Raw genomic sequence first — 15,687 nt, forward strand, 5'->3', positions numbered from 1 at the left:
TCACCACCCGTTGGCCAGCACGTCCATCACGGCCTTCTGAACATGCAACCGATTCTCAGCCTCGTCGATGACCATGGAGGCGGGCGAGTCGATCACCGCGTCCGTGACCTTCACGTTGCGCCGGACCGGCAGGCAGTGGGAGAAGAGCCCACCCGCGGTGAGCGCCATCTTCTGCTCGTCGACGATGAAGTGCTTGTGCCGGTCGCGGATGGGCTTCTCCTGCTCCCAGCGCCCGAAGTAGGGAATCGCGCCCCAGCTCTTCGCGTAGACGACGTGCGCGCCCCGGTAGGCGGACTCGATGTCGTAGGTGATCGAGAGCTTCCGCCCGTTGTCGGCCGCGCTCTTCCTGGCGGCGTCGAGGTAGCGCTCGTCGAGGTGGTACTCCTCGGTGGGGCAGAGGAGGGTGACGTCCATGCCGAGCTTGGAGGCGATGAGGACCGCCGAGTTGGCGACCGCCGTGTTGAGCGGGCGCGGGTGGTACGTCCAGGTGAGCACGAACTTCTTGCCGTCGAGGCGGCCGAGGCGCTCCTTCATGGCGAGCGCGAGGGCGAGCTCCTGGCAAGGGTGGGTGATGGTCTCGAGGTTCACCACCGGCACGGTCGCGTGGCGGGCGAACCCCTGGAGCACCTTGTCCTGGCGATCGTCCTCCCAGCGCTGGAACTTGGGGAACGCGCGCACGCCGATGAGGTCGGCGTAGCGCGAGAGCACGCGAGCGACCTCCTGGATGTGCTCCTCCGGCTCACCGTCCATCACGGCGCCTTCCTCGAACTCGATGGGCCATGCGCCCCGGCCGGGCTCCAGGACCACGGCGTGTCCGCCGAGCTCCCGGATGCCGACGTCGAAGGAGGTGCGCGTCCGCAGCGAGGGGTTGAAGAACACGAGCGCGATGGTGCGATCCTTGAGGCGCGGCTCGATCGGCCGGCGCTTGAAGCGCTGCGCGCGCTCGAGGAGGCCCTCGATCTCGGCGCGGGTATAGTCCATCGTGGTCAGAAAGTGCCGCATCGAATGCCTCCTCGTTGGATCAGCGCGGAGCGGGCGCTCGCATTGGAGCAATCCTGGCGGCGATGTCAACGATGCGCGCGTGCCGGCGCGGCGCGCTCCGTCGGACGGAGTCGAGCGGCCGCTCCGCGCGCGGCGGCCGCGCTCCCTGGCGCGGCGGCGACCGTGGTCCCCGCGGCGTCAAGCAACGTGGTTCCGGCGGCCCAAGCAACGTGGCCCCGCCGCCTCAAGCGACGTGGTCGCCTCGGCTAAGGTGTGATGCGCGCGACGACGTCCTCCGCCCGAGCTGGCGGCGGGGCCCGCCGGCGTCGAGCGTCTCGCTTCGGTCGGCGGGCGCCGGCGTCAGGTGTGGCGCCGCACCGCCCCCGTCGCCAGCAGCGACCGGAGGATGTCAGGATTGCATGCGCCGGTTTCAGGATCGAAAGGGGTACGCAGTCCCCTTAAGGAAAATGCGCGGAAAACCAGGGTGCAGCGCTTGGTCCGCATCCTGCTAAACCTGGAGGCAGAGCGCCCGTGACGGTTTCCCCCCCCCACCGTCGAATGGGCGCTCTTTTTTTTTGTGCTTCTGCGGCGGCGTGGCGTGGATGAGGCGACGTGCCGGTGACGCTGGTTGTGATCCTCACGGTGCGATGCGAGGCGCTCGACGCATTCCGCGCGTATGAGAGGAAGGCCGCGGCCGTGATGGCCCGGTACGGCGGCGCGATCGAGCGAACCGTGGTGACGGCGCCCGACAGCGCTGGGCTGAGCCTGAAGGAGATTCACATCGTCACCTTTCCCGACGAACACGCCTTCTCGGCGTACCGTCGCGACGGCGAGCTCGGAGCGGTGGCGCACCTGCGGGACGCATCGGTCGTTCAGACCGAGATCCTGCGCGGGGAAGAGGGGCCGGACTATCACGCCGTTTCCGGCTGACCCCTCTTGCCGTCGATGACTCGGTGAACCGAGCTCGCCGGCCTCGCACCGGTCACGGGGCGAGGTCCTCGACGCGCTCCGCCTGCTCGGGCGGCTCGGCGATGCACGCGGTGGCGACGCGCCGGAATCCGACCCGTTCGTAGACGCGCGCGACATCGTCGTTCTGCGCAGACAGGAACACGGTGCGCATCCCGGCGTCCAGGGCGTGCCGGGCCAGGACCGCGGTGACGGCGGCGGCGAGGCCCCGGCGCCGGGCCGCGGGCAGCGTCCCGACGCCCACGATCTCGGCGACGTCCAGCGCGTGCTGGTAGCTGCCCACGCAGAGCGGCCCGGTGAGCACGCCGCCGCCCCGGGCAGCGGCGTGCACCATCGTTCCCTCGATCAGCGACGTGTGCCAGGCCGCCGCGAGCCCGGCCTGGAGCGTCGCTGCGGCGGCGTCGCGCTCGGCCGGGCCAGCAGGGCCCGCCGCGGTGCTGAGCGCGCCGAAGGCGACGTGCGCGACGGCCTGCACGGCGGCGAGATCCGGGTCGTGCGCGGCGACGATCGAGAGCGCGATGTCCTCGGGCAAGGCGGCCGGGACGGGCTCGCCGCGGAGCACGAGCAGCGGGCAGCGGCGGACGTGCAGGCCCGCCGCCTCGGCGGCCGCGTCGAGCCCGGGGGTCGTCTCCAGCACCCACTCGAACGCCTCCGGAATCGAGAGCTGCCGCTGACGCGCGCGCACCGCGGCCACGTCCTCGGCCGACACGGCGCCTCGAACGCCGAGGGCGGGGCGGGCATAGTAGGGCCAGCCGTCGCCGCGGCGAATGAAGAGGGTCAGCGGTCCGTGATCCTCGGCGTCGGCACGACGGCGAGGGACGGCGTCGTAGAACCGCTCGATCTCGGCAAGGGTGCTCATGGGCCGGATGATGCCACCGCGGCTGCCGGGGTGGACGCCTCCGCGGGGCGTTCCTGGAGGCGTCCGTCGGGGCCGCTGGCAGGGCTCGGACTGGCAGCGTGGCAGTCGCTCGGACAGTTGCAGTCGTTCTCCCCCGCGCCGCAGGCGCCGTCGCCGCACTTCGTGCAGAGGTGCGCGCCGAGCCCCATGGTCACGCACTTGCCATCGATGCGCTCCATCAGGGGAATGCGCGCGAGCTCCGGACAGCAGACGGTGAACGATTTGCTGGATGCCATCGCTCCCTCACCCGAGCAGTGCGTGGCGAGCTCCGCGCACGAGCCATCGGCTTGCTGGACGTAGCCAGGCAGGCAATCGCACTGCGGCTGTCGCGGGCGCAGCACCGGCACCGTGCCGGCCGGACCTCTCGGCCCGAGCTCGACCCCGGTCTCCTCCGGGGACGGCGCCGGCGCGGCGCCGCTCGGAGGCATCGGTGCGGCGTCGCCCTGGCTCGTCGGCGGTGGGGGAGGGGACGCGATCTTGCCGTCGGGGGTCTGGGATTCGATCGGGATCCAGTCGATGACCTGTCCGCTCGGCGTGACCGTCGTGGCCACGATGTTCCGGCGGGGAGGCCGCGGCGTTCCACCTGGCGCGCAGGGGTTGTCGGCCGCCGCGCGAGAGGGAGCTGCGGGGGCCGGCTCGCCGGTGACGCAGCCCATCACGAGGAGCAGCAGCGGGCAGAGGAGCAGGGCAGGTGCGTTCATGGGGGCATGGACCACGGGAAGCTGCTGTATCTTACGGCGCCGCGCCGCTGACCGTCATCCGTCCTGTCAGGTGTAGAGGATGTGGGCGGCAGCCTGTTCGACGCCCCGCCCGACATCGACCGAACAGGCTGACATACGCGCGCTGCATCACTTCGCGGGGGACCGGCGCTCCACGGTCCGGGGCGCCGGCGCGCCCGTGGCGCCAGCGCCCGCATCGGCGCTGCCGGCGCCGGGCGGCATCGGCGCCGGCCGTGCTCCCTGCACGCCGGGAGCGGCGGCCGCCTCCCGCGCAGGCTCGTCCGCTTCCTGCTCGTCGGTTGCGCCAGGGAGCATCTCCACCCCCAGCCCCAGCCCCTGCTCTGCAAGCTTCCCGGCCATGTCTTCGGTGGCGGTGCCGGGCTGCACCTCGAGCACCTTCGGCGCGTGAGCGCCATCGCCCGCGTGCGCCGCGGCGCGCGCAGGATCGCCGAGGGCCGCCGCCTTGCCCGCGCCGAGCAGCGCGTCGTCGCCGAGGGCCGCCGCCTTGCCCGCGCCGAGCAGCGCATCCCCCGCGGCCGCTGGCGCGGCATGCTCCGCCGCCCCGAGGCCCTTGAGCCCAAGGCGCCCACAGTCGTCGGCGCCGCGCGCCACCATCATCCCGATGGCCGCAATGGCGGCACCGATGACCCCCAGCTTCTTCCCGCCCTCGTCGCTCGTCCCCATGCCGGCCTCCGCGCCGGCGCGCATCGTACCAGGAACGATCGCCTCCTCGCGGACATCGCCGCTTCTCGACGTCGCTCTGCCGAGGGGCCGCGATGGCTCTCGCTCCGCCGACTGCGCGCGATGGCTCCTCCGACGTGCCGCCGCCGAGCGCGCGCCTCGACGTCCCCGGGGCAACCCCGGTGAGCGCCTCAGCTGCGAACGATCGAGATCCGGGGATCCGAGAGCAGCCAGAAGTACGTGCCCACCTGAGCCGCGGCGAAGGCGAGCGCCACCGCGAGCCCGATGGGCCCGACCTCCTTGAAGACGTCGCGCCCCACCGCGGCGATCAGCCCGACGCCGATCATGGAATATGACTGAAATTGCCGCACTTTCTGCGCATGCTCGACGAGCGCGTCCCGGGCCAGGTACGGGATCAAGAACCCGAGCGCCACGCCGGGCACGGTGGGCCAGTAGGACTGCGCGTACGCGGTGAGTATCGCGGCGCCCGTGAGCGCGAGGGCGAGCGCCACGACGGTGCGCACCACACCCCACTTCCCTGCGTTGGTACGGAATTGCCGCCATCGGTCGAGCATGGCGCCATCCTAGCGCAGCCGCGCCCGGAGCGCGCGCTCAGGGCGCGTCGAGGTGAGGCCCCCGGCTCCAGCGCGTGCATGACCATCCAGCACCTTCGAATGCGGATGGATGAGCTGACCGAGGCTCCAGCCCGCAATGACGGGTTCGTGGACGTCGGTCAACAGGATGTCCTCGGGGCTGCGATCGCGGTGGATGAGATTCATCGAGCGCGCATATCGCAGCGCGTCTGCGACCTTGATGCGAAGTTGAGCACCAAGCCCGCGCGATCGCCCCGCCGTGATCCGCGGAAAGCTTTCGCAGGGCTCGCGGGTAGAGCCGCATCAACCCATGCCGCCCATCGTACCACCCACGGCCTTCCCGCGATGCGCCACCCGCGGCGTCCCCTCACACCCGGAGCACCACCCCTCTCGCCCGCTCACCCGTCGCCTCGGCGATCGCCTGCACGTAAAGCCGCACCTGCGCCTCCTGGGCCGCGTGCGCCGTGCCCGCGTCCGAGCCGGTCTTGAAATCGACCACGGTCCAGACGCCCACGTCGCCCGCGCTCTCCCGGAACGAGAGATCGACCACGCCCTCGGCGATCGTCCCGTCCTCGAGCCGCAGCAGCAGCGGCGTCTCCCGCTCGCACGCGCCGCGCGCCGCGCTCTCCGCCGCGCGCCGGAGCAGCGGGTGCTCGAGCGCCGCGATCGCCGCCGCGACCGCCGCGTCGACCTCCTCGGCCGGCGCCCCGAGGAGCCGCGCCTGCGCCGCGGCCACCGTCCTCACCTCGTCCTCGCCCGCCCGGAGATCGACCTCGGCGAGCACGGCGTGCACCAGCGTCCCGAACCGCTTGCCGTAGGGCCGGCCCTCGCGCGCGATCGCGGTCTGCTCGAACGAGATCACCGGCAGCGCGTCCGCGCGCGCCGCGCCGGCCGCGCCGCTCCGCTGCTGGGCCGGCCCCGCCGCGCCGGCCGCCGCCGCTGCCGCCGCTGCCGCCGCCGCCTCGTGGCTGATCTGCGTCGCCGTCTTCACGCGGATCGCCGCCACCGCGCCGTCCCGGATCGCCCGCTGCCGCGCCTCCAGCCACACCTCGTACCCGCGCTGCCCGATCTCCCCCGCCGCGGCGCCCGCGCCCGCCGTCGCGCCCGCGCCCACCGTCGCGCCCGCGCCCGCCGTCGCGCCCGCGCCCACCGCCGTCGCGCCCGCGCCCGCGGTCGCGCCCGCGCCCGCCGTCGCGCCGGCCCCGCTCGCGTCCGCCTGCAGGATCCGCTGCTGCCGGAGCCCCGCCTCCGGCTCGCGATCCAGGTCGAGCGTGCTCGGATCCCACCACACCACGCGGTGCGACCCCGCCATCGGCGCGTGCTCCCCGGGCGCCACCGCGTCGCGCTCGTCGGCCTCGCACCGCGCCGGGCGCTCCAGCACCGTGTCGGTCCCGAACGGCGGGCAGCCGAGGTCCTCGCAGCGCCGCGCGCTGCGCCGGTCGCGCGGCGCCGGGTAGAGCACCGGGTGCAGCACGTCCAGCCAGCCGTCGCTCGAGCCGTCCCCCGGGCGCGCGTCGCCCACCGCCGGCACCACCAGCAGCTCGCGCGCCCGCGTCGCCGCCACGTACGCGAGCCGCACCGCCTCCTCGCGATCGCGCCGCAGCACCTCGTCGCGGCGCTCGACGAGCTCCGCGGGCACGCAGCCCGCGAGCGGCTCCGCCCACAGCCCGAGCTCCGGATCCACGTGACGCGACGGGTGCTGGTGCACCGCCGGCGACGCCGGATCCGCCAGGATCACCACCGGGAACTCGAGCCCCTTGGCCCGGTGCACCGTCATGATCCGCACCCCCTCGGTCCCCTCCTCGACGACCGGCGCCTCCGCGACCTCCCCCCGCTCCGCGTCCGCCTCGAGCCGCTCCACGAACGCCCGGAACGACGTCGCGCCGCCCGCCTCGAACCGCCGCCCGAGATCCATCACCCGCAGCACGTTCGCGAGCGCCTGCTCCCCCGTCGGCCAGATCGCGATGCCAGCGTGCGCGCGCGTCTCGTCGAGCAGCCCGCCGATCGTGTCCGCGATCGGCCGCCGGTTGCGCTCGCGGTGCAGCCGCCCGAGCACCGCGAGCGCCTCCGCGACCTCCGACAGCGGCCGCGATCCGCCCTCGACCGCGAGATCGAGCGCCGCCTCGTCGGGCTGAGCCAGCGGGTGCAGGCGATGGAACCGGTCGCGGTAGAGGAGGAGCACGTCGTCCGTCAGCGCGAACAGCGGCCCGCGCAGCGTCGCGTAGACGCTGAGCTCGTCGTCCGGCCACTCGATCGCGAGCAGCGCGCTCCGCACCGCCATCACCTCCTCGCGATCGTGGAACGACCGCCCGCCCACGAGCACGTGCGGGATCCGCCGCGCCTCGAGCGCCCGCACGTAGGCGCGGGTCGCGTCCTCGCCGAACGTCTGGAACCGCTTGAACAAGAGGCAGATGTGCCGCGCCTCGAGCGGCACCCGCTGGCCCGGGCGCTCGCGCTCGGTCACCGTCCACCGCCGCCCGCCCGCGGCGCCCCGGCCGCCGTGGATGAGGTGGTGGACGAAGGCGCCCACCGCGTCCGGGATCGACTGCCGCACCCGGAAATCGGAGATCTTCCCGAAGTCGCCGTAAGGCCGCGGCACCGGCAGCGCGATCACCGTCGGCTGCCCGACGGGGTCGTCCCGGAACGGCTCGAGCGCGACGTACCGCGCCTGGCTCGCCGCGCCCTCGCCCGATCCCCCCTGCATCAGCGGCGCGAACGCCGCGTTGACGGCCTCCTGGATCGACGGGGCGCTGCGGAAGCTCGTCGACAGGTACAGCACGCTCGCGCCGCACGCGACGAGCCGGGCCTTCGTCGCCTCGTAGAGCGCGACCTCGGCGCGGCGGAAGCGGTAGATCGACTGCTTCGGATCGCCGACGACGAAGAGCTTGCCGGGCACCGGGCGCGCCCGCATCCAGTCGGTCTCGGCCGGGTCGTCCGCCGCGAGCAGGAGCAGGATCTCCGCCTGGAGCGGGTCGGTGTCCTGGAATTCGTCGACGAAGAGGTGCGAGAAGCGGAGGTTCAGCTCCTCGCGCACGGCGCGGCTCGAGCGGAGGAGGTTCCGGGCGCAGAGGAGCAGGTCGAGGAAGTCGAGCTTGCCCGCGCGCGCCTTGAGCGCGTCGTACGCCTCGATCGGAGGCCGGAGCTCGCGCGAGAGGCAGGCCGCGAGGTCGGCGCTCGCGGCCGTGAGCACGGCGTCGAGCTCGACCTTCACCCGGTCGCGCTGCGCGAGCACCTCGGCGCGCGAGAGGTCCCCGCCGAACGCCTTGCCCGAGCCCTTCCAGCGCCACTCCTTCCAGCGCGCGAGCTCGCCGAGCTCGGCCTCGAGCCCGTCGTGATCGCGCCCGCCCGTGACCTCCTCGCGGCGCCGGAGCTCCGCGAGGTACCGGTCGATGTTCCGGAGGCTCTGCGCGAGGTAGTCGCCCTCCCGGTCGGCCTCGGCGCCGAGGTCCGCGAGGGCCGCGAGGCGGTCGAGGAGCTCGTCGATGGCGCGCTCGCGATCGAACGGATCGCGGCGCCAGGGGCGCGTGAAGTCGCGGTGCTCGGCGAGCCGCCACGCCGCGCTCCGGAGCAGGTCGCGCGGGCCCTGCGCGCCGTCGCGCGGGCGCCGGCGGAGGATCCGGCGCACGCCCTCGGGCGGGTCGTTCAGGGTGCGCTGGAACCAGGCGTCGAAGGCCTGGTCGAAGAGCGCCTCGGCCTGGTCCGCGGCGGCGACCTGGAACAGCGGGTCGACGCGCGCCTCGACCGGCCACTCGCGCAGGAGATCGGCGCAGAACGAGTGGATGGTGCCGATGCGCGCCGCCTCGAGGTGCGCGAGCGCCTCGTCGAGCCGCGCGCGCTCCGCCGGACCGGACGCCGCGTCGCCGCGCGCCCGCTCGATCTCGGCGCGGAGGCGCAGCTTCATCTCGCCGGCCGCCTTCTCGGTGAAGGTCACCGCGACGATGCGATCGAGCGTCCCGCCGCCCTCCTCGGGCGCCTTCCGCAGCACGGCGACGATCCGCGACACGAGCGCGGTCGTCTTGCCGGTGCCCGCGGCCGCCTCGACGACGAGCGTCGTCCGGAGGTCCTCGCGGATGCGGCGGCGGGCGGGCTCGTCCGCGAGCTCCCGCGCGCCGCGCGCCCGGGCCGCGTCGGCGCTCATGGGCGCCCCCGCCGGGGATCCGGGCGCTCGCCGGGGCCGCGCCGGCGGGGCGCGCCGGCCGGGCCCGGGGAGCGGCGGGGCGAGGGGGAGACGACGCGCTGCGCGGCGGCGCCGCCCTCGGACCGGAGAGGTCGCCCATGAAAGCGGGAAAGCATGAAAATCATTGGGCTTTCTTCGTGTCTTCCCGCCTCCGCGCCGCCGCCGCGCGAGGTCGTGCGGCGAGGCCGCCGGGGCATAAGGTGGCTCAGATCGGCGTGGAAGGAAACGCCGCACGGCGCGCGGCCGACACGCCGCGGCGTTGCCCCGGCGCGCCCGAGCGGCGAGGGTGCCGAGCCCGGGCGACCTCGTGGGGCCGATGAGCGCGCATGTTCTTGTGCTAGCAGCAGAAAGACCTGAGCCATGCGCGTCGAGTCGATGAGCCCTGGAGCGCGGTGGTGGTACGCGCTCAAGCCCGCGAGCTGGCCCAAGGTGCTCGTCCCGGCCGTATGCGGGCAGGCCGTGGGCGCGGCCGTCGCGGGCCGGCTGTCGGCGGGCGCGCTCGCCTTCGGCGCGCTGTGGATGGTCGCGGACGTCGCGTTCGTCGTGCTCCTGAACGACTGGGGCGATCGCGAGGTCGACGCCCTCAAGCGGCGCATGTTCCCGGAGGGCTGCTCGCCGAAGACCATCCCGGACGGCATCCTCCCGGCGCGTGCCCTGCTCCTCGCCGGCCTCGGCGCCGGCGCCGCCGCGCTGCTCGTCGCCTGGGGGGCCGGCGACGCGCTCGATCGCCCGCTGCTGCTCCCCCTGGCCGCGCTGGGCCTGCTCGTCTTCGCCGCGTACACGCTGCCGCCGCTCCGGCTGAACTACCGCGGCGGCGGCGAGCTCCTGGAGATGATCGGCGTGGGCGGCGTGCTCCCCGTGATGCACGCGTATGCCCAGTGCGGCGCGTGGGCGCCGGCGTGGCTCGCGGCGCTCCTGCCGGGCCTGCTCGCGCTCGCGCTGGCGAGCGCCCTGGCCAGCGGGCTCTCCGACGAGCAGAGCGATCGCGCCGGGGGGAAGCGCACCGTGACGGCGCTGTTCGGCAACGCGATCACGCGTCGGGCCACGGAGGCCCTCGCCGGCCTCGGCCCGCTCCTCTGGCTCGCGGCGCCGCTCCTCGCCGCGGGCGCCCCGCCGATCGGGTCGGTCGCGCCGGCGGCGGCCGTCGCGCTCTACTTCCGGGCGCGGCTCGTCGGGAAGAGCGCGGGCGCCGTGACGAACGCCTTCGCCGCGCAGGCGGCCTACAAGCTCGAGCTGCACCGCGCGATCTGGTGGGGGACGGTCGTCCTGTCGGCGGGCGTGCTCGCCGCCGGGCTGTGCGCCGGCGGGAGGCCGAGGTGACCGGCGCCCCCGTTGCGTGCGCGATCCCCGCCGAAGCGCGCGACGAGCTCGCGCAGCTCACGCCGCTGCTCGGCGCGCGTGCCTCGGTCGCGCCGGGTCGGCCGAGCGCGCCCGCCCCGGTCGCGCTGGTCGAGCAGATCGTGGGCGGCAGCGAGGACGCCGAGCGCGCGCAGGCGTTCGCCCGCGGGCTCGGCGAGGTGATCCGCGCGATCGTCGACAACTTCCCCGACAACATCTTCTGGGACCTCGATTACCTGGCGTGCTGCCTGTGGCAGGCCGGGAGCGCGCCCGCGATCGGCGATTTCGCGTGCCGCGTGGTGTCGCTCTGCGTGGGCTTCGGCAACAAGTCGAAGCTGCGCTTCCGCTACGCGCACGACTTCCTCTACGGCTACGACTGGGCCCGCTGGGTGACGCGCAAGCCGGACGAGCGGGCGGGCGTCGGGCCGTTCGATCTCGCCTTCTTCGACTACCTCGACGGCCGGCAGAAGGCGCTCGTCGAGCTCGTGGCCAGCAACGATCGCAAGTACTCGCAGCTGAACGGCCGGGAGTACCGCAACCCGTTCAGCTTCATCCGTGAGCCGCGCGAGGAGTCGCAGCTCCATTACCTGCTCGCCCAGGTGGACCTCCTCCCGCTCAAGGCGTGGCGCTTCGACGGCGAGCGCCGCTGGGACCTGCCGTTCACCGACCTGCGCGCCAAGCTGGCCGAGCGCCTCGGCCTGTCGCGGGGCGGCGGGCGATGAGCGCCCGGCCGGGGGCGCTCCGGGCCTGGCTCGCGGCGTCGCGGCTCGCCTCGCAGCCGACCATCGCGCTCCCGCTGCTGCTCGGGCAACTGCTCGGCGCGCGGGCGGCGGGCCGCCCGCTCGATCTCGGGACGCTCGCGGCGGTCCAGCTCTTCGGCCTCCTCGACCAGCTCTTCATCGTCTACGCGAACGACGTCGCGGATCAGGAGACGGATCGCCTCAACCGGACCGCCACGCCGTTCTCGGGCGGCTCGCGCGTGCTGGTGGAGCGGCGCCTCTCGCCCCGCGCGCTCGGCGCCGCGGCCGTGGCCTGCGCCGCGGCGCTCGTGGCCGTCTCGGCGGCGCTCGCCGCTGCGGTCGGCGCGCCGCTCCTCGTGTTCCTCGCGATCGCGGCGCTCGTGCTCCTCTGGGCCTACAGCTACCCGCCGCTCCGCCTCTCGTACCGCGGGGGCGGGGCGCTGCTCCAGATGGTCGGGGTCGGCGTGGTGCTGCCGCTCTACGGGTATCTGGCGCAGGGGGGCGACCTCGGGCGGTTCCCGTTCGCGCTGCTCGCGTGCTTGCTGCCGAGCCACCTCGGCTGCGCGATCGCCACCGCGCTCCCCGACGAGCCGTCGGACCGGGAGAGCGAGAAGCGGACGCTGGCCGTGCGCGTGGGCGGAGAGCGGGCCGCGCTGTGCGTGGCGCTCCTGAACGGGCTCTCGCTGCTGCTCGCGCCGATCGGCCTGGGCGCGGTGGGCCTGCGGCCGGCGCCGGGTCTGCTCGTGCCGGCGGCGGCGACGCTCGTCGTGCTGCTGGCCCGCCCGGCGCCGCCGGGCTCGCGCCTGCTCCTGGTCCGGGTCGCGGCCGCGGGGGCGGCGACGCTGTCGCTGTTGGCCGCAACCGCCGTCGCGCTCGCCGCGCGCTGAGGAGGAGGGCGGGGCGGTGACCCACGAGTTCCTGCTGCTCTCGCTCCTCTTTCTCCTGCCGGGGATCGCCATCTGGGTGGCGCGCCCGGATCTGCGCTCGCTGATGAAGCGCGCGGCGGTCGCCTCGCTGCCGTTCGCGGCGACCGAGCGGCTGTTCTATCCGACGTACTGGACGCCCAAGTTCCTGTTCGACCTGGCCGATCGGGTCGGGTTCGGCGTCGAGGACGTGCTGTTCATCGTCGGGCTCAGCGCGTTCTCCTCCACCGCGTACGCCGTGGCGTTCCGCCGCGCGCTGGTGCCCTGCGCCGCGCCGGGCGCGCCGCGGCGGACCCGACCGGGGTTGGCGGCGGCGCAGGCCCGACCGGGGTTGGCGGCGGCGCAGAACCGACCGGGGTTGCGGGCGGCGGCGCGGACCCGACCGGGGTTGGCGGCGGCGCAGGCCCGACCTGGGTTGGCGGCGGCGCGACCGTGGTTGCGGGCGGCGGCGGGGGTCGCGCTCGCGCTCGCGACGGCCGGGGCGCTCCTCGCGGCCGGGGTGCCCGTCCTCTACGCCGCGGTGGCGGCGATGATCGCGGTCACCGCCGCGCTCGTCGGAGCGCGCCGCGATCTGCTCGTGCCAGGCCTGCTCGGAGCTCTCCTGTCGGCGGCCCTCTACCTCGGCCTGTGCCTCGCCTTCGCGGCGCTCGTGCCCGGCGTGTTCGAGCGCACCTGGCGGCCCAGCGTGCTGCTGCCGGGCCGGACGCTCCTCGGCGTGCCGGTCGACGAGATCCTCTACGGGCTCGGCGCGGGCCTCGCGGCCACGGTGTTCCCGGCGTGGGCCTTCGAGCTCAGGTACGCAAAGGCGCCGCGCCCCGACCGACCAGCGGGCTGACCCGGAGACGCGCCCCTCCGCGCCGCGGGCGGCTCAATCGATGGCTTCGACGCACTCGACGTTGAGCGCGGTCTCCAGCAGGAAGACCGAGGCCACGAAGTTTCGCTCGGCGTAGAAGACCTTGAGCTTGTGGGACGACCCGGGCTTCAGGTGGAGCGCATCGGCCCACGCGTCCAGACGGACGATTCCCCCGTTCACCCCGTCGCTCACGGAGTGCTCGGCCACGATCGTGTCGTCGACGGATATCCAGACGTCGTCGCTCGATTCGTAGGAGAACGAGCTCCCCTGCGCGTAGATGAACGGCACCTCGAACTCGACGGTGAAGCCGAAGTTGTGCGCGTAACCCTCGTTGCCGAAGCCGCGGCCATCGACGTAATAGAAGCTCCGGTTGCCCAGCTGTCCGCGGCCGTTCCGGATATCGAGGTGGATGAGCTGGTGGAGCGTCTTGTTGACGGCCGGATCGTCCTGGAACCACTCGTCGAAGCTGTCGCCCGCGCTGGCGCCTTGCTCGGGCGGGTCCGCGACGACCGGCTTGCCGTTCTGGAGCTCGGTCTCGGGCTCGAATTTCTTCCCGCCGGTGGTCTGAGAAGGGCCGAAATCTTGATGTTTTTCGGAGAAGTCGCGCACGGTCATGGGGAAGCTCGCCGTGCAGAGGCTCGCGTCGCGGGGAGGCGGTTTGGCCGAGGCGCTGCCGCCGTCGCCGTCGTCGATGAAGGCGTCGGCACCGGCGCTGCCGCCGCCGCCGTCGTCGTCCTCGGGCGGACCGCCGCCGACGTTCGGCGTCTCGCTGCCGATCTCCTGGTCCGATGGATCGGGCGTCGCGACGTGCGAGGCATCCTCGTTGCGACGGCCGATGGACGCGGTCTGGAGGGGGCACCCCGCGAGCGGCAGCGCCGCGCACGAGAGGAGCACCAGGGCCAGGGGCCGTCGAAAGGCCGGGCAGAAAGATGCTTCTGGGTGGGCCAGGGTCATGGAGCCGCCTCCTGCTCCCCTGGATGCGGTCGGGCCTGGTTGCCCTTCGCGAAATCGCACCGGCCGGCGTCATTCCAAGAGGGCGCGGCCGCGCCAGGCCGCCGCGGCGCCCGCTCGGACCGCTGATGCGCCAAAAGCGTCGCAGGGGTGGAATCTCCCAGGGCGTTTTTGGCGCTTTTCTTCAACGGAGCGATGACGCTCCAGGGGGCGGGCGATGTTGACGCGTTGCTGACACCTCCCGTGGCCGCGAGGGGGCGCTCGCGCCCGCCGCGTCACGGCAGCATCAGGACACACTCGGTCCGGCAGACCGGGGGTGAGCCGCCGCCGGCCGGCTCCTCGCAGATGGTCCGCTTGATCGCCTCGGGGGGGCAGATGGAGCCCTCCACGCACGTGGTCCAGCACTCGCCGGGGTACGCGGCATCGTCCATGCCGGTGCCGGTGCTGCCTGCGCCGGAGCAGACCTTCTGCTCGAGGGTGCCCGGCGGGCAGTAGGGCTCCACCGGGATGCACTCGGTCCGGCAGCCGCCACCGGGGTACGGGCTGGCGCCGCCGCCGTAGCCGGTGCCGCTGCTGCCGCTCGTGCCGGGGAAGCTGTCCTCGCAGACGGTCTGCGGGATGGTGTCCGGCGGGCAGGGGGGCTCCGCGGGCACGCACTCGATGAAGCAGCCGCCCCAGGCGCCGCCGCTGCCGTAACCCGTGCCGGCGCTGACGGTCGTCTCGGGGATGCCGTCGTAGCAGATCTCCTGCGCTTGCGTGCCCGGCGGGCAGTAGGGCTCGACGGGCACGCAGTCGGTCCTGCAATCGCCGGGGTCCGGCGGGGTTGTGACCCCGCCGGACCCGCCGGTGCCCTCCCAGGCGCCAGCGTCGCCAGCGCCAGCATAGCCGCCGGAGCCGCCGACGCCGACGCTGCTGCTGACGGCGACGGTGGTGCCACCGCAGACGGTCTGCGCCTGCGTGCCCGGCGGGCAGTAGGGCTCGACGGGCACGCAGTCGGTCCAGCACTCACCGGGAGGCATCGGCATGGCGACGCCGCCGTCCGTGCCGCCAGTGCCGCCGACACCGACGCTGCTGCCGGTCCAGCCTCCGGAGCCGACGGTGGCAGTCGTGGGGGTGACGCCGCCGCTGCACGCGGTCTGCTCGATGGTGCCGGGCGGGCAGAGCGGCTGCGGCGGCACGCAGTCGGTCCAGCACTCATCGGGAGGCATCGGCATGGCGACGCCGCCGTCCATGCCGCCCTGGCCCGCGGAGGTGGTGATGCTGGTGCTGCTGGCGCCGCAAAAGGTCTGCTGGCCCCATCCAGGAGGACAGACTTTATCGGGCACACACTGGTCTTCGCACACATCGCCGATCTCGCACGGGGAACAGACCGTCTCCCAGTGGAAGCCAGGCCCACAGTCAGGCTCGGGCGGCGTCGTTGGCACGTCCGCGGAGCCACAGCCCTGCCCCTTTGCGCCGGTGAGCACCACCAGCGCAGAGAGCGCGACGAGCCCCTGGAGCGAGGAGCGAGCGGTCGACGAACGCAAGATAAGAGAAGAGAAGAATGCGAATCGCATGGGGATACTCCGTCCTGCGCGCCTGTGAGAGACACGCGATCAAGGAACGATGGCGCTGCGCCGCGGCATGCGGAGCGCTGCTGCTCCGCGGCTCCTCAGCGCCAGTCCGAGAGCTCGAGGGGAGACAGAGCACTGGACATGCCACGCCCGTTCGGCTGCTCGGCGACACCTCCTGCCAGCCGGAGCGCGGCGTGAGGCGGGGAGTTCTGGGGCTGCGAGAGGGGTGGGCTGGCCTGTGTGTCAACGCCGAGCGCGGTAGGGCCACAGTGTGACGGACGGAGCTGGAAGCGTGCCATGTTGGGCCAGATGCG

14 protein-coding genes are annotated in these 15,687 nt (G+C 73.8%); 5 read left to right on the top strand and 9 right to left on the bottom strand.

Going from position 1 to position 15,687, the window contains the following annotated elements; genetic code table 11:
- Positions 1-1,002, bottom strand: a complete 1,002-nt coding sequence (locus tag WMF26_RS00455; protein ID WP_437953340.1) for an N-acetylornithine carbamoyltransferase — start codon at positions 1,000-1,002, stop codon at positions 1-3.
- 591 nt (positions 1,003-1,593) lie between these two features.
- Between WMF26_RS00455 and WMF26_RS00460 the strand changes: the two genes are divergently transcribed.
- Complete coding sequence (locus WMF26_RS00460) at positions 1,594-1,911, top strand: hypothetical protein (RefSeq protein WP_020464800.1); 318 nt, start codon at positions 1,594-1,596, stop codon at positions 1,909-1,911.
- A gap of 52 nt (positions 1,912-1,963) precedes the next feature.
- Here the strand turns inward: WMF26_RS00460 and WMF26_RS00465 are convergent, their stop codons facing one another.
- From WMF26_RS00465 to WMF26_RS00490, 6 genes are all read right to left on the bottom strand, one after another.
- A complete protein-coding gene (locus WMF26_RS00465; protein WP_437998680.1) occupies positions 1,964-2,806 on the bottom strand; it encodes a GNAT family N-acetyltransferase in 843 nt (280 codons plus the stop codon).
- A complete protein-coding gene (locus WMF26_RS00470) occupies positions 2,803-3,546 on the bottom strand; it encodes a hypothetical protein (RefSeq protein ID WP_437998681.1) in 744 nt (247 codons plus the stop codon). The genes WMF26_RS00465 and WMF26_RS00470 overlap by 4 nt, the downstream gene beginning before the upstream one ends.
- Positions 3,547-3,693: 147 nt before the next feature.
- Positions 3,694-4,248 (bottom strand): hypothetical protein, encoded by a 555-nt coding sequence (locus tag WMF26_RS00475; RefSeq protein ID WP_437998682.1) that lies wholly within the window; start codon positions 4,246-4,248, stop codon positions 3,694-3,696.
- Between the two features lie 188 nt (positions 4,249-4,436).
- Entirely contained in the window at positions 4,437-4,820 is a 384-nt protein-coding gene (locus tag WMF26_RS00480; protein ID WP_437998683.1) for a hypothetical protein, read from the bottom strand.
- A gap of 9 nt (positions 4,821-4,829) precedes the next feature.
- Positions 4,830-5,024 (bottom strand): hypothetical protein, encoded by a 195-nt coding sequence (locus WMF26_RS00485; RefSeq protein WP_437998684.1) that lies wholly within the window; start codon positions 5,022-5,024, stop codon positions 4,830-4,832.
- Between the two features lie 181 nt (positions 5,025-5,205).
- Positions 5,206-8,976, bottom strand: coding sequence for a UvrD-helicase domain-containing protein (locus WMF26_RS00490; protein WP_437998685.1), 3,771 nt, complete (start codon positions 8,974-8,976; stop codon positions 5,206-5,208).
- A gap of 399 nt (positions 8,977-9,375) precedes the next feature.
- Between WMF26_RS00490 and WMF26_RS00495 the strand changes: the two genes are divergently transcribed.
- Genes WMF26_RS00495 through WMF26_RS00510 form a run of 4 tightly spaced genes read left to right on the top strand, consistent with a single transcriptional unit; the run spans position 9,376 to position 12,851 of the window.
- Positions 9,376-10,335: a UbiA family prenyltransferase gene (locus WMF26_RS00495; protein ID WP_437998686.1), complete on the top strand. Its 960-nt coding sequence runs from the start codon at positions 9,376-9,378 to the stop codon at positions 10,333-10,335.
- Positions 10,332-11,075, top strand: coding sequence for a ferrochelatase (locus WMF26_RS00500; RefSeq protein ID WP_437335281.1), 744 nt, complete (start codon positions 10,332-10,334; stop codon positions 11,073-11,075). The genes WMF26_RS00495 and WMF26_RS00500 overlap by 4 nt, the downstream gene beginning before the upstream one ends.
- Positions 11,072-11,980, top strand: a complete 909-nt coding sequence (locus WMF26_RS00505; protein ID WP_437998687.1) for a prenyltransferase — start codon at positions 11,072-11,074, stop codon at positions 11,978-11,980. Before WMF26_RS00500 ends, WMF26_RS00505 begins: the two co-directional genes overlap by 4 nt.
- A gap of 16 nt (positions 11,981-11,996) precedes the next feature.
- The gene (locus WMF26_RS00510; protein WP_437998688.1) at positions 11,997-12,851 is read left to right on the top strand and encodes a lycopene cyclase domain-containing protein; all 855 of its coding nucleotides are present in this window, start codon (positions 11,997-11,999) and stop codon (positions 12,849-12,851) included.
- 33 nt (positions 12,852-12,884) lie between these two features.
- Here WMF26_RS00510 and WMF26_RS00515 read toward each other — a convergent pair whose 3' ends face one another.
- Together WMF26_RS00515 and WMF26_RS00520 are read right to left on the bottom strand one after the other, a co-directional pair.
- Positions 12,885-13,823 (bottom strand): fibro-slime domain-containing protein, encoded by a 939-nt coding sequence (locus WMF26_RS00515; RefSeq protein ID WP_437998689.1) that lies wholly within the window; start codon positions 13,821-13,823, stop codon positions 12,885-12,887.
- A gap of 272 nt (positions 13,824-14,095) precedes the next feature.
- Positions 14,096-15,376 carry a hypothetical protein gene (locus tag WMF26_RS00520; RefSeq protein WP_437998690.1) on the bottom strand — a complete coding sequence of 427 codons (1,281 nt, stop codon included), beginning with the start codon at positions 15,374-15,376 and terminating at the stop codon, positions 14,096-14,098.
- Between the last annotated feature and the right edge of the window lie 311 nt (positions 15,377-15,687).

Origin of the sequence: Sorangium sp. So ce185 (genome assembly GCF_051526825.1) — a bacterium.
In the GTDB taxonomy this organism is placed as follows: domain Bacteria; phylum Myxococcota_A; class Polyangia; order Polyangiales; family Polyangiaceae; genus Sorangium; species Sorangium cellulosum_D.